This is a genomic window from Candidatus Binatia bacterium (assembly GCA_023150935.1).
In the GTDB taxonomy this organism is placed as follows: domain Bacteria; phylum Desulfobacterota; class Binatia; order HRBIN30; family HRBIN30; genus JAKLJW01.
Map to the genome: position 1 here is coordinate 45807 of JAKLJW010000030.1, position 17969 is coordinate 63775.

The following is a 17969-nucleotide window of genomic DNA, read 5'->3' on the forward strand; positions in this document are numbered from 1 at the left end:
GTGGACGGAGCCATGATCAAAGGTCTGCCATTGTTCCCGGAACAGGCGTCCACCGTCGCTGGACAGGTGGACGCGCTGTATTTCTTCCTCATCGCGGTCAGCGGCTTCTTCGCCCTGCTCATCGCCGCGGCGGTCGTCATTTTTGCGATCGTCTACCGGCGCCGCGCCACCGACACCGCTCCTCGACCCGTGCACGGCTCGACGGCGCTGGAGCTCACCTGGAGCCTCATCCCCTTCGGCATTGCGATGGTGATGTTTTTCTGGGGCGCGAGCGTCTACTTCACCATGAAGTACCCGCCCGACAACGCCATTCCGATCTGGGTAACGGGCAAACAATGGATGTGGAAGCTGCAGCATCAGACCGGGCGCCGCGAGATTAACGAGCTGCACGTTCCGGTGGGGCGGCCGGTCCTGCTCACCATGACTTCCGAGGACGTGATTCACAGTTTTTACGTGCCGGCGTTTCGGGTTAAGCAGGACGTCCTGCCCGGCCGCTACACGACGCTCTGGTTCGAGGCGACCAGGACGGGCCGCTTTCACCTCTTCTGTGCCGAGTATTGCGGGACGCAGCATTCCCGCATGATCGGGAGCATCGTCGTCATGGAACCTGCCGCCTATCAGCAGTGGCTGGCAACCTCGCCGACGGCGGCGGCGACCGGCGGCGGTGCTGCGGCGGCGGACGGTGGCGGCAAGTCGATGGCAGCACAGGGCGAGGCGCTGTTCGGACAGCTCGGCTGCGGAGCCTGCCACCAGGCCGCCGGCGGCGCCCTCGGCCCCAGTCTGGTCGGTGTCTTCGGCAGCGAGGTGCCGCTCGAAGACGGCAGTACCGTAACCGCCGACGCCAATTTCCTGCGCAAGTCGATCCTCGAGCCGCAAGCGCAGATCGTTAAGGGCTTTCAACCGATCATGCCGACCTTCAAGGGTCAGGTGACCGAAGAGCAGATCCAGCAGATCATCGAGTACATCAAGTCCCTGAAGGCCACCGCCGACAATGGTCAGGGGCAGGGATAATTACACGTCCCGGCCGTACCGAGCGGTCGCTACCGAGGGGAGTGTATGGACGCACCAGAGACGCCGAAGAACTACTTGACCGCGGACTATAGTATCAAGTCGTGGTTGCTGACGGTCGATCACAAGCGCATCGCCGTACTTTACCTCGTTTCGATCACGGCGATGTTCCTGCTCGGCAGTGCCTTCGCCGCCGGAATACGCCTGGAGTTGCTGACACCCCGCGGCGATTTGTTCACGTCCGATACCTACAACAAACTCTTCACGATGCACGGCATCGTGATGGTGTTCTTCTTCCTCATACCGTCGATTCCAGCCGTCCTGGGGAACTTCCTGGTTCCCATCATGATCGGAGCTCGCGATCTCGCCTTTCCGAAGATCAACCTGCTGAGCTGGTATATCTACGTCATCGGCGCGACGTTCGCGATGTTCGCGATGATCACCGGTGGCGTCGACACCGGTTGGACCTTTTACACGCCTTACAGCAGTTGGGTTTCGCACACCAACGTGACCGCGACAGCCATCGGCATCTTCATCACGGGGTTTTCGTCGATTCTGACCGGCCTCAATTTCATCGTCACCATACACCGGATGCGGGCTCCCGGGCTCACCTGGTTCCGTATGCCGCTATTCATCTGGGCGCATTACGCCACGAGCCTGGTGATGGTCCTCGGCACGCCGGTCATCGCGATCACCGTCGCGCTCGTCGGACTCGAGCGGATCTTCCATCTCGGCATCTTCAACCCGCAGATGGGCGGCGACCCGATCCTTTTTCAGCACCTGTTCTGGTTCTATTCCCATCCGGCCGTGTACATCATGATCCTGCCCTCGATGGGCGTGATCAGCGAACTCATAACCTGCTTCTCGCGCAAGAGCATCTTCGGGTACAGCTTCGTCGCCATTTCCAGCCTGGCTATCGCCTTCCTCGGGTTCATCGTCTGGGGCCATCACATGTTCACCACCGGCCAGTCGGTGTACACGGGGATGATCTTTTCCATCCTCAGCTTCGCCGTGGCCATTCCCTCCGCCGTCAAGACGTTCAATTGGACGGCCACCCTGTACCGGGGCTCGCTCTCGTTCGAAGCGCCGATGGTCTATGCCCTTTGCTACCTCGGCCTGTTCACCATCGGCGGCCTCACCGGGCTGTTCCTCGCCACCCTGGGCACCGACGTTCACGTCCACGACACCTACTTCGTGGTCGCGCACTTCCATTACATCATGGTCGGAGGGGCCATCCTCGGCTACCTCGGAGGACTGCACTTCTGGTGGCCGAAGATTACCGGGAAAATGTACCCGGACGGAATCGCCCGAACCGCGGCGATCATAGTGTTCATCGGCTTCAACCTGACCTTCTTCCCCCAGTTCGTGCTCGGCTACATGGGTATGCCGCGCCGTTACCACTTCTATGTCGACGAGTTCCAGGTGCTCAACGTGCTGTCGACGGCGGGCGCGGGCATTCTCGGCGTCGGGTACCTCCTGCCGATGTTCTACTTCGTGTGGTCGCTGATTTACGGCAAGAAAGCACCGGCCAATCCCTGGGGTGCCACCGGCCTGGAGTGGACGACCCCCTCCCCGCCTCCCACCGACAACTTCGCGCAGACTCCGGTGGTCACCGAGGACGCTTACAGCTACGAGAATCTACCCGTGCCGACCAGAGCATCGGCTGTCTAAGGAGGTTTCGCGTGTCCAACCACGCCGCCGCGTCGCTGGCGCACCAGCACCAATTCGACGATGCCGAGCAGCAGTACGAGGCCTCCACGCTCGGCATGTGGGTGTTCATCGTCAACGAGGTGATGTTCTTCGGGGCGATGATCTGCGCCTACGTCGTGTACAGAGTCGTTCACCCGGGCGTGTTCGAACACGCCAGCCAGCAACTCAATATCACCCTCGGGCTGGTCAACACGACGATTCTGATCACCAGCAGCCTGACCATGGCATTGGCCGTTCACGGAGCGCAGCAAGGCAAGCGCGGCCAGATGCTCGGCTACCTCCTGCTGACGATGGTTCTCGGCGCGGCCTTCCTCGGCATCAAGGGCTTCGAGTACGCCCACAAATACTCGGAAGGGTTGGTTCCCGGACTCAACTTCACCTACACCGGACCTCACGCCGACGAGTCGCAGCTCTTCTTCTCTCTCTATTTCGCGTTGACCGGGTTCCACGCGTTACACATGGTCATCGGCCTCGGCATTCTCGGGGCGCTGTTCGCGGTCGGGGCACGAGGCATGTTCAGCCGCGACTACCATACGCCGGTCGAAATTAGCGGTCTGTACTGGCACTTCGTCGATATCGTCTGGATCTTCCTTTTCCCCCTGCTGTACCTGCTGGGTCTCCACTGATCCGGGGTACTCTAGCTCTCGGGAGAGATCATGGCCGAGCACATCGTTTCCGCCCGCAGCTACTTTGCGGTCTTCTTCGCACTCATGGGGTTGACCGCGATTACGGTTGCCGTGGCGTTCAACGACTTCGGGGCATGGAATAACTTCGTCGCAATTGCCATTGCGGTGACGAAGGCAACCCTGGTCATACTGTACTTCATGCACGTGCGTTACAGCACGCACCTAACCTGGGTGATGGCGGGAGCAGGCTTCTTCTGGACCGCGGTCATGATTGCCTACGTCATGACAGACTACGTTGCCCGCGGCTGGATTCCCGTGCCGATCGCACAGTAGGCGCACCGCGCGCCTACCGACAGAGCGACGCCCGCCCCGCTACTTGAGGGCGACCACGAGCTTCTTGCCAGCGCCCTCGAACGCAAGCTTGTCTTCCCGGGCGAGCCAGCCGAGCGCCCCGTAGAACGCCTCGCTGCCGAGCTTGAGCTTTCTCTTCAACGTGCCCACCGGCGTCGACCCATGCTCGTCCAGAAAGTGCCATACCAGCCCAGCAGCTTCGCAGATATCCTTGATCATCGTCCCCTCCTGTCAAGCGACGGAACCGGGCGCCGCCTTTCTCTTCCCCCTGTAGACGATCACGATCCTTACTCCTCCTGCCTCGGCACCACTACGGTTTGCCACCATCCCGCGGCGCCGGAGCGTCCGGGTGCGCCGGCTCGACGAGGGCGGTGAACGCATCGAGGATATCGCTACGGGTGACAATGCCGACGAGACGTCCGTTGTCGACCACCGGAATGGCCCCGATCCGCTCCCGCCGCATCCGGCGCGCCGCTTCCACTACCGAGTCTTGCGGTCCCAGCGTCACCACGTTGGAAGTCATGACGGTCTCCACAGCGATATGACTCGGGTCGGCCGGAGGTTCGCCGGAGCGGCCGGGGCGCCTGGGCTGGGCATCGAACACTGACGGATAAGCGTCCCGCAAATCGCGGTCGGTAACGATACCGACAACTTCATGATCGACCACGACCGGGAGTTGGTTCACCCGATTGGTTTCCATGATCTCGCGCGCGTGACGAATCGAGTCCCGCGGCTTTACGACGTGTACCCGGCGCGTCATCCAACGTTCGATCAGCACGTCGACCACCTTTCTGTGTTGCCGTTCCGGTCGCGACTGGCGGCCTCGCGGTACATGCCGCCCGCCCATGGCTCTCCCGCGCCCGGCCTCGCTTGTACCGCAGGACGCAGCGCGCTTCAATTTCCCCCCGCCACGAGGGACAGCCAATCCCGTTGCCGCGCACCCGGCCCGGAGCCTCGTCCTCGCCCGGGTCTTGTCTCGCTGGACATCCAGGGTAACCGAGCCGCCGTTCGCCCCTGCCCGAAAAGGGCATCGAAACCCTGCGGAGGGAAACTAAGGCCAGTGCTCCGAGACCGGATCGCGGTACTCGAAACGCGGCTCGGTGCCGTCTTCGCAGCAGTGGGAATGACCCCGTGGGCTTTTTCGTACCTGCGAGGCGGCTGCGGCGGAGTGGAGAGGAAGGCCCCCGTTACCCGGTGGCACGGCATTGGCTCCGGAGTCATGCGGAGGGCGAGTGCCATGCTTTGGCACATCCGATTCCACGGCCGCGGCGGAGAGGGCGTCAAGCTTGCCTGCCGCATCGTGACCAGGGCCGGGTTCATCGCCGGTATGACGGTGCAGGACTCGCCCCTTTACGGCGCTGAGCGCCGCGGGGCGCCGGTGGTGGCTTTCGCCCGGATCGCAGACGAACCGATTCTCGAACGCGGCTACATCGAGTGTCCCGATGCCGTGGTGGTCATGGACGCGTCTCTACTGCGCCATGCCGATGCGGGCGTGCTCTCCGGAATCGATGCGCAGACAGTTGTGCTGGTGAATAGTCCCGGGCAACCGCAGGAGGTGGCGCGGAGCTTCGGAATCGTAGGTCACGTGGTAACGCTTGACGTGTCGTCGCTGGCGCTCGACGTGCTCGGCAAGCACGTGTTGAGCGCGCCGGTAGCGGGGTTCGTGGCCAGGGTCTGCCGCCTGGTCCCGCGGGAGACTCTGGCGACGGCGGTGCGCACGGAACTGGTGGCGGCCGGAATTCCTCCGGCGGCGGTAGCCCGGAACCTGGCGTTGGCGGAGCGGGCATTCGCGGCTGCACCGAGCGTCGGCCTGCCGGTGCGTCGAGAGAATCGATGTGCGTCGAGCACGGCTGCGGAGTCGCCCTTCGTCGTGCCTCACCTGCCGCCGCGGGTCGCCGCCCCGACCATCGGGGCGCCGGCCACCTCGGCTTTACGAACGCTCGAGGGTTGGCGGGTGTATCGGCCGGTCATCGAGCGTAACCGCTGCACGCGCTGTCTGATTTGCTTCGCGCTGTGCCCCGAGGGCGCCATCGCCCTCGACGGGCAGAACTACCCGGTTGTCGACTACGCGCACTGCAAGGGCTGTCTCGTGTGCGCCACGGAGTGCCCGCCGGGGGCGATCGATCAGGTGCGGGAGGATGCGGCATGACTCGCGACCTGCTCACCGGCAACGCCGCCGCGGCATGGGCAGCTCGTCTCGCCGCGGTCGACTACATTCCGGCCTACCCGATAACGCCGGCAACCGAGATCGTCGAAACCCTCGCCGACTGGGTGCGGCGAGGCGAAATCCAATCGCGGCTCGTAACGATGGATTCGGAGCACTCGATGCTGGCGGCGGCTGGAGCCGCGGCGGCCACGGGGGCGCGCGTTTTCACGGCGTCGTCGAGTCAGGGACTGCTCTATGCCATCGAAATGCTCTACGCGGTCGCCGGCTGGCGTGTGCCGCTCGTGCTCGTGAACGTGGCTCGCGCCGTGGCGGCACCGATCACGCTCGAGCCGGACCACAATGACATTCTGGCGGCAAGGGACTCAGGGTTCCTGCAGATCCATACCGCCTCGTGTCAGGAAGTGCTCGACTCTATACTCATTGGGTACCGACTGGCCGAACATCCGGACGTCCTCCTGCCCGTGCTGGTAAACCTCGATGGCTTCTACCTCTCCTTTTCCCGGGAACCGGTCGACATTCCGGACGCGAACGAGGTGCGGGAATTCCTGCCAACCTACGAACCGGTCCACGCCCGGTTCTCGGCGTCGCACGCCATGGCGCAGGGCGTCGCCGTCCTCGGAGCCAGCGCATACGCGTTCTTCAAGTACCAGATGCAGCGCGCCGCCGAGATGGCCGAGACCGTGCACGAGACCATCGCCACCGAGTTCTGCCGTCGGTTCGGGCGCTGTTACGGCTCGGTGGAGGGCTATCGGCTCGACGACGCCGATCTGGTTATTGTCATGTCGAACTCGTTCAGCACGATCGGCAAGGCGGAGGTCAGGCGGTTGCGCGAGCGCGGCCACAGAGTCGGGCTGCTGCGCCTGCGTATCGTTCGACCCTTCCCGCACAAGGAGTTGGTCTGGCTGCTCGGCGGACGTCGTGCCGTGGCAGTGATCGATCAGAACCTCTCGGTCGGCAAGGGCGGGATCCTGTTCGCGGAAATCGCCAGCGCGTTCCAGGGGCGTCCGGCGCCGCCCATGCTGTCTTTCGTCGGCGGTTTAGGTGGCCGCCGCTTTCGCCCCGGCGAATTCGACCAGATCGCCGCGGCCATGGCCAGGGCCGCGCACGAAGGCGGGTCGAGTGTGCCGCGGTTGTTGTACTCGGCCGTCGAATACCGGCAGGTGTCCGAAATGCTGCGCATTGCGCATCACGACGTTCCCGCCTCGGTCGTCTGAGTCCATCATGCAGACGCATCGCGAGATCTTCCGCAGTATCAAGGACATCCCCCGGGAGGAGTTCCTCGCCGGCGGGACCGGATTGTGCGGTGGATGTGGAGGACTGCTGGGACTGCGGCTGTTCAGTAAAGCGCTTGGACCGAACACGGTATTCGTCAACGCCGCCGGCTGCATGACTTTGTTGGCGGTGTTTCCCTTCTCGCCGTTCCGGGGTTCGTGGCTGTACACGGCGATGGCGTGCGCGCCCGCCGGTGCACAGGGGGTGCGAGATGCCCTCGATGTACTGATCGAAAAGGGCCGGCTGCCGCCCAGCGATGACGTCAGCGTCGTCGTGGTTACCGGCGACGGGGCGGCGCACGGCATCGGGTTGCAGTCGACGCTTGCCGCGGTGCACCGGGGGCTGGACTTCTTCTACTTCTGCTACGACAACGAGGCGTTTGGGAACACCGGCTTCCAGATGTCCCCCAGTTCTCCATTGGGCTCGCGAACCGCGACGACGCCCCCGGGAAGCACCGCCCCTGCCGGCACCACGACACGCAAGCAGGACCTGTTCGAGCTGTGGCGGGCACAATCGCCCCCCTTCGTCGCCACCGTTTCGCCGGCTTATCCGCTCGATCTCATGGACAAGGTGGCTCGTGCAAAGCGCCGGGCGGGACCGAAGCTCTTCTTGAGTTTCGCCACGTGCCCGCCCGGGTGGGGAGTAGAGCCGGCCGACGCGGTCACGGTCGCGAAGCTGGCCGTCGAAACGGGGGTGTGGCCGCTGAAGGAAGCCGTCGACGGCGCGGTAACTCACACGGTCGTTCCGCACCGCTTTCGACCGGTGGAGGACTATCTCGTCGTGCAGACGCGCTACCGGCACCTCTTCGAACCGGTGCGCCAGGAGGAGTTGCTCCGACAACTGCAGGAAGTCGTTGATCGTTACTGGGCCAGCGCGCATAACAATAATGGATGACCCGCTTGGCGCGAGCACGCCGTTGCGATAAGGGCGTACAACCCTGGCGGGGGAAAGCGCGACTCGTGGGAAAGAAGCGTTCAAGAGTAAGAAGGCATAAGAAGCTCGGTCTCGTCTTGTCCGGCGGTGGCGCGCGCGGAGCGTTTCAGGTCGGCGTGTATGAGCAACTGCTGAAGGATCGGCGCTTCGCCGACGGTCCAACGGTGCTGTCGGGCACGTCGGCGGGCGCCATCAACAGCGCGCTGATCGCGGCCGGCAAAACGCCGCGCGAAATGATGGAGTTCTGGAACGGTATCTGCGACGACCCGCCCGTCGTCGTTAGTCCGGTCTTCTTCGACACGGCGGCACGAACGCTGGTGCGCCTCGGCATCGAAGAAGCCCGGCAGTGGCTCCGTAACGGCAGTCGATGGTTATCCCTGCTGCAACGCCTGCGAAACCACCTTCCGCCGCGGCGTGGCGACCTGACGGCCATGGTGGTCGAGTATCTGCTCGCCGTGCGGTTCGAACTGGTGAGCAATTTCATGGAGGGTATTGCCGAGTCCTTCCTGGCGGACACCAGTCAACTCAGGGAGCGACTGATCGATACATTCGGTGGCGAGGAGGTGCCGACCGGCGGCGTTTGCCTCGCGATCAACACCATCGACGCGCACACCGGCGCGGTAGTGCGCTACGTCAACACGTCCACGCCGTTCATGCACCCGCCGGATTACCTGGTGGTAGATGCGATTACGGTAGACATGGTGCTGGCGAGCGCCAGCATTCCTATGCTGTTCCCGCCGGTGCAGATCGGCCGGCGTTTGCTGTGGGACGGTGGTCTGCTCGTCAATACGCCGCTGGCGCCTGCCGTGTCGATGGGCGCCGAAGAGATCATTACGGTGCTTGTCACCGAGCCGCCCGACCCCGCAAGCGATCCGCTGCCCCACTTCGGGCGTGCCGTCGAGCGAACGGTCGATAGTTTGCTCGAGAACGCGTACAACGTCGACCGCAAGCTGTTACTCGAGCGCAACCGGCTGGCGCGACTGCAGAGGGCGACCTATCGTGACGTGACCCTCTACGAGGCGGTGCGTCCGGCGCGCGATCGTTCGTTCAATGCGGGGTCGTACCTGTATTTCGAGCGCAGCGTGCTCGACAACATGTACAGGGCCGGCAAACGTGCGGCGGCAGCCTGGCTGGCCGCCGGCCCCATCGTCGACCATCTCGAGGCAGCGACAACCGCCGCGGCGTGAGCGCAGGTGCCCGGAACGGCCGGGCAGGGGCCGATCCGGTCTCGAACAACGGTGCTCCACCGTGTTACACTGCGCGACTGAATGCCCTTCTCGAAGCGAATATCCCGACCATGAGCGGCCCCCATCGACGCCGCCGGCATTTCCCGTCCGATCCCGTACCAGGCCGGTCCGACCGGCGGCCGGCGCAGCCTTCCGGTCTGGCACAGCGCTACGCTATCGATCCGTTCGCGTTATTCTGCGCGTACCACCTCGGTATCACCGCCGACGACGGTTACTGCTTTCAGAATATCCACCAGGTGGCGCAGCGCTTCGGTACCAACGCCGGCGTCATTCGACAGGTGCTGGCCGAGTTCGACATGGACCCCGATACCGTCGTCCACAGTGCCTTCGATATGACCAGTGCGCAGGTCGATATAATGCTGGCACCGGAGGGGATTAGCCGCACGGCACTGGCGCGGGAATTCTACGCCGAGTTCCGTGCTGCCCCGCGCCGCGCCCGCGACTGGGTCAAGGAGCTCGAAGAAGCCGCGCGGGAGAACGAGAAGATCTTCGGCCCACGGCGCTCCTGAGACGGCGGGCGTCGCACCCATTCCTGTTCTTGCGAAGGGATCCGATGCCCGGCGGTCAAGTCGTCGTTCGCACGTCCGATCGACGTGGGGCACGATTTGTGGGTAAGAGACCGGTCCGAGACCATGGCGGGCACAGGCGAATCGCGCGCGGCGTTCTTGCTCCCTAAAGATCGAGTCAATGACCTCATCGACCTGTTGTGGGCGCGTGGATTTCGTGTCGTCGGTCCGGTGGTACGCAACGGCGCCGTCGTTATCGACGAGGTGCGTGCGGTCCAGGACCTCCCGGTCGGTCGCCGCGACGATCAGGAAGCCGGCGTTTATCGACTGCAGGAGGCCGGGGGCGACCTGTTGTTCGGTGTCGTCAACGGTCCGGGTTCTCTGAAGGGCATCTTCTACCTGCCCCGTGAGCCGTTGATCGAAATGCGCCGCGAGCGCGGCGGGTTCGCGGTCAGGGAGGTGGCGGAAGAGACGCAACCGGTTGCCGCGCTCGGGGTGCGGCCCTGCGATCTTGCCGCCCTGGAGATCCAGGACCGCGTCTTTATCGGCGGTCGGTTCCGCGACACGCATTACGAGCGGCGGCGCCAGGGGCTGTTGTCGATCGTCGTCAACTGCACGCGCGCGGCGCCCACGTGCTTTTGCAGCTCGATGGGGACGGGGCCGGCGGCGCCCGCCGGATGCGACCTCGCACTCACAGAGCTCGACGGGCGCCTGCTGGTCGACGTTGGCAGCGCAGCCGGCGAGGAGTTGGTCGGCACGCTGGCCCTCGAGGTGGCGCCGCCCGCGGACGTCGCGGCCGCCCGATCCGAGGTCGACGCCTGCGCCACGTCGATGGCCCGCGCCGTTGACCGCTCCGACCTTCCGGGGTTGCTGTTCGACGAAGTCGAGAGCCCGCAGTGGGACGACGTCGCCCGCCGTTGCCTGTCCTGCGGTAACTGCACGATGGTGTGCCCGACGTGTTTCTGTCACGCGGTCGTCGAGGTGCCCGCGCTCGACAACGCCAGCAGTCAACGGGTACGTCAGTGGGACTCGTGTTTCTCGTACGAGTTTGCCCATATCGCCGGCAAGAACTTCCGGCCGCGCATTCGTGACCGTTACCGGCAATGGCTCACCCACAAACTCGCAAGCTGGATCGACCAGTTCGGCACCTCGGGTTGCGTCGGATGCGGACGCTGCATCTCGTGGTGTCCGGTGGGCATCGACCTGACCGCGGAAGTGGCGGCTATCCGCGCGCGGCGCGGAGGGACACCGTCGTGACCACGCCGTTCGCACTGCACGCCGCACGCATTGTCGAACGGCGGCTCGAAGCCGAGGACATTCACTCCTTCGTCACCCGCTTCGTCGACCCGGAGGTACGGCGGAAGTTCACGTTCGCACCCGGGCAGTTCAACATGCTGTACGCCTATGGCGTGGGCGAAGTGCCCATCTCGATCGTATCCGACCCCGCCGACCCGACGCGTTTGGAGCACACCATCCGCATTGCGGGGCGCGTAACCGCGGTGATGACGGGCTGGCAGGTCGGCGACGTCATCGGCATCCGGGGGCCGTACGGAAAGGGCTGGCCGCTCGATAGCGCGCGCGGTCGCGAAGTGGTGATCGTTACCGGCGGACTCGGCTGCGCGCCGGTTGTCGGCGTGATCAACTACATCTTCCGCCGGCGCGAGGAGTTCGGCACTCTGCACATCCTGCACGGAGTCAAGACCCCGAACGACCTGCTGTACCGCGAGCGATTCGACGCGTGGAGATTGCACCCGCGCACCAGGGTGTACCTGACCGCCGATCAACCCGACAAGAGCTGGCACTATCGGGTTGGCGTGGTCACCAATCTGTTCGACGAACTGGTCGTCAGTCCCACCGCGGTGGCCATGATGTGCGGTCCGGAGGCCATGATGCGCGCCGCCATCCGTTCGTTGCGTCGCAAGGGCATAGCGGAGGAGGCGATCTTCCTGTCCCTCGAGCGCAACATGCAGTGCGCCTTCGGCCTGTGCGGCCATTGCCAGCTCGGCCCCCTTTTCTTCTGTAAGGACGGGCCCGTCTTTGCCTACCCGCAGGTCAAGCGTTGGTTCGGAGTGAGCGGGATATGAAGACGTCGAGCAAGCCGAGCGTAGCCGTCATCAAGTTCGCCTCCTGCGACGGCTGTCAGTTGCAGTTCCTCAATGCCGAAGACGAACTGCTGGCACTGGCCCAGCTCGTCGATCTGGCCTACTTTCCCGAAGCTCGCAGCCGCGAGGTGCGCGGTCCTTACGACGTCACCTTCGTCGAAGGGAGCGTGTCGACGCCCGACGATGCCCGGCGCATCGTTGGCGTGCGTGCGGCGACCCGATGGCTCGTCAGCATCGGTGCGTGCGCGACGTCGGGCGGTATACAGGCGCTGCGGAACTGGGCCAACATCGAGGACTACAAACGCATCGTCTATCCGAGCCCGGAGTTCATCTCGACCCTGTCGACGTCGACGCCGATCGCCGAGCACGTACGCGTCGACTTCGAACTCTGGGGCTGCCCGATCGACAAGGATCAGTTGCTGACGGTGGTGCGCTCGCTGATTTCCGGCGCGGCGCCGGTCCTGCCGGGTCACGCCCTCTGCCTGGAGTGCAAGCGGCGCGGTCTGACGTGCGTCAGTGTTGCGGCCGCGCAGCCGTGCCTGGGGCCGATCACGCGCACGGGATGCGGAGCGGTGTGTCCGAGCGTCGGCCGAGGGTGTTACGGATGCTTCGGGCCGGTCGACGATCCCAACATGAACGCCTTTGCGGAACTGCTGGAGCGGCAGGGGTTGAGCCGCGACGAATGCGTGCGCCGGTTGCGCCTGATGAACGGCTACTTGCGGCCGATGCGGGATACGAGCGATGCCATCGAAAACCGCCCGGTTACGAAACATTAGTGTCCGCGGCCTGACGCGGGTCGAGGGCGAAGGCGCGCTCTACCTCACGATGGAGGGGGGCAAGGTCGTCGATCTGCGTTTCGAGATCTACGAACCGCCGCGGTTCTTCGAGGCGTTCCTGCGCGGTAGACACGCCAGCGAGGCCCCCGACATCACCGCGCGCATCTGCGGTATCTGCCCGGTCGCCTACCAGATGAGTGCCGTGCACTCCATCGAACGCGCTTTTCGTGTCGCGGTCGACCCGGCCATTCGGGCGCTGCGGCGGCTTTTCTATTGCGGGGAGTGGATCGAAAGCCACGCGTTGCACATCCACATGCTGGCGGCGCCGGATTTCCACGACTGCGAGAGTGTGGTGACGCTCGCCGAGAAGGAACCCGAGGCTGTCCAGCGCGGCTTGCGGATCAAGAAGGCCGGCAACGCGGTGATCGCGGCGCTCGGCGGCCGTGCCGTTCACCCCGTCGGGGCGTGTCTCGGCGGCTTCTGGAGCGTGCCGGCGCGCAGGCAGTTGGCCCCGCTGCGGGAAATGCTCGTCCGGGCCTACGACGATGCGGCGGCCTGCGTTCGCTGGGTGGCGGGATTCGATCTGCCCGACCAGCACGGCGATATCGAGTTCGTCTCGTTGCGGCAACCCGGCGAGTACCCGATGAGCGACGGGCGGGTGGTTTCGAGCAAGGGTATCGACGCCTCGCAGGATCAGTTCGACGACTGCTTCGAGGAACACCAGGTACCGTACTCCAACGCCCTGCATGCGAAGGTAAAGGGTCGCGGGCCTTACTTCGTCGGCCCGCTCGCACGCGTCAACCTGAACTTCGACCTGCTCGGACCCGAGGTGACCGCGGCGGCGCGGGCGACCGGCATTCCCTGGCCGAACACGAATCCCTACACCGGCATCGTGGCCCGCGCTCTCGAGGTCATGTACGCGATCGGCGAGAGTATTCGGATTATCGACGCCTACGAGCCGCCGGCCGCACCGGCCGTTCCCTATGTCGCCCGCGCCGGCGTTGGCCGGGCGGCGACGGAGGCGCCGCGGGGCATCCTGTTTCATGCCTACGAGCTCGACGATCAGGGCGTGATCCATTCCGCGCGGATCGTTCCGCCGACCTCGCAAAACCAGGCGCAGATCGAGGCCGATCTACGAGACCTCGCGCCGGCGTTGTTGACTCGCAAGCCGGCAGACGCCACCCGGTTGTGCGAGATGGCGATTCGCAACTACGACCCGTGCATAAGCTGCGCGACGCACTTCCTTCGCCTGCGCATCGACTCCCGGTGATGCTGCCGTCGCCGATCCGAGTGGTGGGTTGCGGCAGCCCGTTCGGCGACGACAGTGTCGGCTGGAATGCGGTGGTCGCGTTACGGACCGCGGTTGTCGAGACCTCGTGCACGATCGAGCTGCATGCCGTGGCGACGCCGGACCGCCTGCTCCAGATACTCGACGGACGCGGTTCGTTGATCGTCATCGATGCGATGGTCTCCGGTGCGTCGCCGGGAACCGTTGTGCGCTGCCGGTGGCCGGACGATCGACTACGGGGCGACGCCTCGGCGTCGTCTCACGGTCTGTCGGTGCCCACTGTTCTCGAACTCGCCGCGCGCGTTGGCTGTCTGCCCGCTCATGTCGTGGTGTACGCCGTGGAGGGCGAACAACGAGGTCCGGAGACCGTGCTGTCCCCGGCCGTTGCCGCGGCCGTCAGTGCGGTAGTGGCGGCAATACTGGCGGACATAACTGCGAGCTAGCCCAGACGTTCCCGCCATCCCTCCGGGAGAACGATTCCGCCCATGTCAACGCCATCGACAGAGAAGCCGGCCGTCTTGTGAAGCGGGCTCAGCTCGCCGATCGAACCCTCGATCGGCAACCCCGGTTCCGGATGGTTCCCGGATGCAACGTCGGCTTCCATCGAGCGTAGAGGTCCGGATGTCTGTGTCCGCGGTGCTCTCGGTGGCGAGGGAAGCGGGCTCCAGGATCGGCTTCAATTGGCGGGCCCCTCGAAGATGGAGTATCTTCGTCTCGATGGAACTGCTTGGGCGGGACGCTGTCGACGAACGAATGGGGGCTTCGCTTGCCCGCCTGGGGGAGTACTTCATGGGGAAGTCACCGCTGCAGCTTGCAGCAGAAGCCTTGGCGGAGCGATTGGATGCGCTGGACGTCGAGTACGCGGTGGGCGGCGCGCTGGCGGTGAACTACCACGGCGTGATGCGTGCCACGGAAGACGTCGACGTGCTGATTGGGGCCGACGACCTTGCCCGATTCAAAGAGTGTTGGCTCGGACGCGGATATGCGCCGCTTTTTCCCGGCAGCAAGGCCATCCGCGATGCGGTGCACGGGGTCAAGATCGACTTCATGATCGTCGGGGATTACCCGGGAGACGGGCGGCCCAAGCCGGTGTCCTTTCCCAGGCCCGCGGACGCCGCTTTGCGTGGCGATCGCTTTCGCGTCGTCAAGCTCGACCGTCTGATCGAGCTCAAGCTCGCTTGCGCCCTCACCGCACCGCATCGGTTCCGAGATCTCGATGATGTCGTCCAGCTAATCCGCAAGAACGCCCTTTCGCGAAACTACGGGGAACAGCTCGATCCCTTCGTTCGCCGGAAGTTCGCTGAACTGTGGGATCTGGCGCAACATCCCGACGAAGAATACTGAACACAACCGCCCGTCAGCGGCGCCCCCTGTGCGACTCGGGCATGAGCAGAGGGTGCGAGCATACATCGTCTCTACCTCGTCGACAATCGGGACCTCCCCGAGGGGGCATTGCTCTTCCTCATCGATCCACGGCCGTACGAGGCGGCTTACGCCGGGGACCACGCACGGCGTCTCGACAGTGTTGCTGACACTTACACAAGTTCGGGTCATTAGCAGTTAATGATGTCCGCTCGGTTGAACCATTACTGTTGGCCTGCGGGCTTACTTCTGCGACGGTGTGGCGCAGCGGAAGGAGCCCGTAGGGCGACTGGAGCTGCGCCACACCGTCGGGCGCGCGACCGCAGGGGGCCATGACGTCAGCTTCGCGACCAATACGGCCTATCCGCCAAATGAGAGCGAAATCGCGTGACTAAGTACTCCGGTTCATTAATTCGGCAGCGTATTCCGTTCGCCCCGAGTAGCACCATCTTTCCGGCGGCGTATCGAGGGGCGGGGCCGCAAAGCCGCCCGCCAGGCTGCCCCTCGATACGCCCCTGAGAAAACGGGGCTACTCGGGGCGAACGGAAAGCGTCGTACGGAATACGTCGCCGTAATTGTGCCCATCACTACTAAGCCGACAGATTAGGCTTTCGTGGACTCCCGACGATCGGTGGCATCTTCGACGGCGACGACCTCGTCGTGGCCTCCCGCACAGCTTTCGACCTCACCGGTGAGCCCGGCGTCGACCACAAGCCGCCGCGGGGGCACGATTCTAACCTCATCACGTTCCATCGCATCCCCGACTTCCGCACCGCGGCGCCGCTCCATCTCCTGACCACCGCCGGCAACCAGGTGCTACGCCAGGAGAAGACGCAGCACGCGGACGCGCCTCTCGGCTCGTTCGTGATGGGCAGCACGTTCGACGGCACCGCCCTCGGAACGGTGGATGGTCTTGCGCAAGGCGTCGGTGGCGATGTGCTGGTGCGCGAAGTGGGTGGCCGCGTCCTGCGCTTCGATGCGCTAGGGAACTTCCTCGGGCTCGGCTCCGACTCCGGTGTGACGTTCACGAGCGGGCTCGATCCCATCGCCCAGCCGGCACCGGGCGAGCGTGGGTGGGCGGCGGCGACGAGCGGGAACTGGGAGACGCTCGCCAACTGGTACTACTGGAACCGCCCCGATACGGACGTGGAGGTCGCCAACTTCGGCAGTGCCATCGGCGCGACCGCGACCATCACGGTCGATCGCCCCTGGAGCGTGCGTGGCCTGCGCTTTCGCAGTCCGCATCGTTACGCCGTCAGCGGGAGCGGCGCCATCGCGCTCGCCGCGGACGCTGGCTCGGCATTTGCCGAGGTCCAAGCCGGAGCGCACGCCCTCGCCGTGCCGGTTCAACTGGCGAGCGACGCGCGGTTCGAGGCGTCGGCGGGGGCAACGCTCGATCTCGAGGGTGGCGTCGACGTCGCAGGGCACACGCTCGAGATCCGCGGCATGGGCACCGTCCGGGTGGGGCAGTCCCTCGCCCTGAAAGGCGGCGTGCTGGCGCTCGACGGCAGCAGCCGGTTGCACTTCGCCGCCGCGACGACGAACGACCTCGGTGGTACACTCGAGTGGCGCGCGGATCCGGGGACCGTGTTCCAGCCCGGCGATACGTTCGCGCTCTTCGAGAACATCGGCGCGACCGTGGTGTCCGTCCGCTTCACGACCCTGGTCCTCCCGGATCCGGGTCCGGGCCTCGGTTGGAGCGGCACGGCGCTCTACACCGCCGGGACGATCTCGGTCGCGGCCCTCGGCTGTGGCAACGGGGTCGTCACGCTCGACGAGATGTGTGACTACGGCAACACCCTCGACGGCGACTGCTGCACGGCCGATTGCCTGTCGGTGCAACCGAGCGGCGCCCCCTGTGCGACGGATGGCAGCGTCTGCACGACGGACGTCTGCGACGCGTTCGGCGTCTGTACGCACCTCGTCCCCCCGAACCCGAGCTGCCAGGCGGCGCTCTCGCGACGCGGATTGCTGCAGATCACGAAAAGACCGGACCCGGCGAAGGATCGCGTGGCGTGGGAGTGGCGGAACGGCAGCGGCGTGGCCAAGGTGCCCGACTTCGGGGACCCGATGTCGGGATCGACGTCGTTCACCCCGTGCGTCTTCGACGCGAACGGCGGCCTCCTGCTCGACCTGACCGCACCCGCGGGGGGCACGTGCGGCAAGGGCGCCTGCTGGAGGGAGACGAAGACCGGCTACCGGTACCGGGATTTCGCCCGCGATTCCGACGGAGTGCGCTCGCTCGGGCTCCGGGAGGGGTTGGCGTCCGGGCAGGCGGCGCTCGGTATCGATGGAAAGGGCGTCGACTTGCAAACGCCAACGCTGCCGATTGCCGCGTTGCCTGTCCGGGCCCGGCTCACACGCAGCGATGCCGCGCAGTGCTGGGAGTCGACGCACTCGACGGCCCTCTGGAACGACGGTACCCGTTTCAGGGCGCGGTCGGATTGAGAATCCGTCCCGCACGCGTCGAGGTCCTCAGGCAGTCTGGAGTCGTCGACGAGGATAAGCTTCAAGGATGCCGCGGCCGCCCCGGAGGAGGGGGGGACGTCCTACTTGACCGGGCTCGCCGGTATCTGGCGGGGGAGCGTTACCGAGAATCGGCTGCCCTGCCCGGGCGCGCT

General features: G+C 65.1%; 18 protein-coding genes. 16 read left to right on the top strand and 2 right to left on the bottom strand.

Annotation, left to right across the window (positions count from 1 at the left end; translation table 11 throughout):
- The first annotated feature begins 12 nt into the window (after positions 1-12).
- The 4 genes from coxB to L6Q96_16600 are packed head-to-tail and all read left to right on the top strand — an operon-like array spanning position 13 to position 3677.
- The gene (coxB, locus tag L6Q96_16585) at positions 13-1011 is read left to right on the top strand and encodes a cytochrome c oxidase subunit II (protein MCK6556173.1); all 999 of its coding nucleotides are present in this window, start codon (positions 13-15) and stop codon (positions 1009-1011) included.
- Between the two features lie 45 nt (positions 1012-1056).
- A complete protein-coding gene (locus L6Q96_16590) occupies positions 1057-2679 on the top strand; it encodes a cbb3-type cytochrome c oxidase subunit I (GenBank protein ID MCK6556174.1) in 1623 nt (540 codons plus the stop codon).
- 11 nt (positions 2680-2690) lie between these two features.
- Positions 2691-3344: a cytochrome c oxidase subunit 3 family protein gene (locus L6Q96_16595; GenBank protein ID MCK6556175.1), complete on the top strand. Its 654-nt coding sequence runs from the start codon at positions 2691-2693 to the stop codon at positions 3342-3344.
- 30 nt (positions 3345-3374) lie between these two features.
- Positions 3375-3677: a cytochrome C oxidase subunit IV family protein gene (locus tag L6Q96_16600; GenBank protein ID MCK6556176.1), complete on the top strand. Its 303-nt coding sequence runs from the start codon at positions 3375-3377 to the stop codon at positions 3675-3677.
- 39 nt (positions 3678-3716) lie between these two features.
- Here the strand turns inward: L6Q96_16600 and L6Q96_16605 are convergent, their stop codons facing one another.
- Together L6Q96_16605 and L6Q96_16610 are read right to left on the bottom strand one after the other, a co-directional pair.
- Positions 3717-3914, bottom strand: coding sequence for a winged helix-turn-helix domain-containing protein (locus L6Q96_16605; protein ID MCK6556177.1), 198 nt, complete (start codon positions 3912-3914; stop codon positions 3717-3719).
- Positions 3915-4005: 91 nt separating this feature from the next.
- Positions 4006-4473, bottom strand: coding sequence for a CBS domain-containing protein (locus tag L6Q96_16610; GenBank protein MCK6556178.1), 468 nt, complete (start codon positions 4471-4473; stop codon positions 4006-4008).
- Between the two features lie 459 nt (positions 4474-4932).
- Between L6Q96_16610 and L6Q96_16615 the strand changes: the two genes are divergently transcribed.
- The 12 genes from L6Q96_16615 (at position 4933) to L6Q96_16670 (ending at position 17796) form a co-directional block, all read left to right on the top strand.
- A complete protein-coding gene (locus L6Q96_16615; GenBank protein ID MCK6556179.1) occupies positions 4933-5844 on the top strand; it encodes a 2-oxoacid:acceptor oxidoreductase family protein in 912 nt (303 codons plus the stop codon).
- Positions 5841-7076 carry a pyruvate synthase gene (locus L6Q96_16620; protein ID MCK6556180.1) on the top strand — a complete coding sequence of 412 codons (1236 nt, stop codon included), beginning with the start codon at positions 5841-5843 and terminating at the stop codon, positions 7074-7076. The genes L6Q96_16615 and L6Q96_16620 overlap by 4 nt, the downstream gene beginning before the upstream one ends.
- A gap of 7 nt (positions 7077-7083) precedes the next feature.
- Positions 7084-8028, top strand: a complete 945-nt coding sequence (locus L6Q96_16625) for a thiamine pyrophosphate-dependent enzyme (GenBank protein ID MCK6556181.1) — start codon at positions 7084-7086, stop codon at positions 8026-8028.
- A 116-nt stretch (positions 8029-8144) separates the two neighbouring features.
- Positions 8145-9254 carry a patatin-like phospholipase family protein gene (locus tag L6Q96_16630; protein MCK6556182.1) on the top strand — a complete coding sequence of 370 codons (1110 nt, stop codon included), beginning with the start codon at positions 8145-8147 and terminating at the stop codon, positions 9252-9254.
- A 110-nt stretch (positions 9255-9364) separates the two neighbouring features.
- Entirely contained in the window at positions 9365-9823 is a 459-nt protein-coding gene (locus L6Q96_16635) for a hypothetical protein (GenBank protein ID MCK6556183.1), read from the top strand.
- Positions 9824-9946: 123 nt separating this feature from the next.
- Positions 9947-11077, top strand: a complete 1131-nt coding sequence (locus tag L6Q96_16640) for a 4Fe-4S dicluster domain-containing protein (protein ID MCK6556184.1) — start codon at positions 9947-9949, stop codon at positions 11075-11077.
- Positions 11074-11904, top strand: a complete 831-nt coding sequence (locus L6Q96_16645; GenBank protein ID MCK6556185.1) for an FAD/NAD(P)-binding protein — start codon at positions 11074-11076, stop codon at positions 11902-11904. Before L6Q96_16640 ends, L6Q96_16645 begins: the two co-directional genes overlap by 4 nt.
- The gene (locus L6Q96_16650; GenBank protein ID MCK6556186.1) at positions 11901-12698 is read left to right on the top strand and encodes an oxidoreductase; all 798 of its coding nucleotides are present in this window, start codon (positions 11901-11903) and stop codon (positions 12696-12698) included. Before L6Q96_16645 ends, L6Q96_16650 begins: the two co-directional genes overlap by 4 nt.
- A complete protein-coding gene (locus tag L6Q96_16655) occupies positions 12664-13968 on the top strand; it encodes a nickel-dependent hydrogenase large subunit (GenBank protein MCK6556187.1) in 1305 nt (434 codons plus the stop codon). The genes L6Q96_16650 and L6Q96_16655 overlap by 35 nt, the downstream gene beginning before the upstream one ends.
- A complete protein-coding gene (locus L6Q96_16660) occupies positions 13968-14429 on the top strand; it encodes a hydrogenase maturation protease (GenBank protein ID MCK6556188.1) in 462 nt (153 codons plus the stop codon). The genes L6Q96_16655 and L6Q96_16660 overlap by 1 nt, the downstream gene beginning before the upstream one ends.
- A 346-nt stretch (positions 14430-14775) precedes the next feature.
- Positions 14776-15330, top strand: a complete 555-nt coding sequence (locus L6Q96_16665; protein ID MCK6556189.1) for a hypothetical protein — start codon at positions 14776-14778, stop codon at positions 15328-15330.
- 678 nt (positions 15331-16008) lie between these two features.
- A complete protein-coding gene (locus L6Q96_16670; GenBank protein MCK6556190.1) occupies positions 16009-17796 on the top strand; it encodes a hypothetical protein in 1788 nt (595 codons plus the stop codon).
- Positions 17797-17969 lie beyond the last annotated feature (173 nt).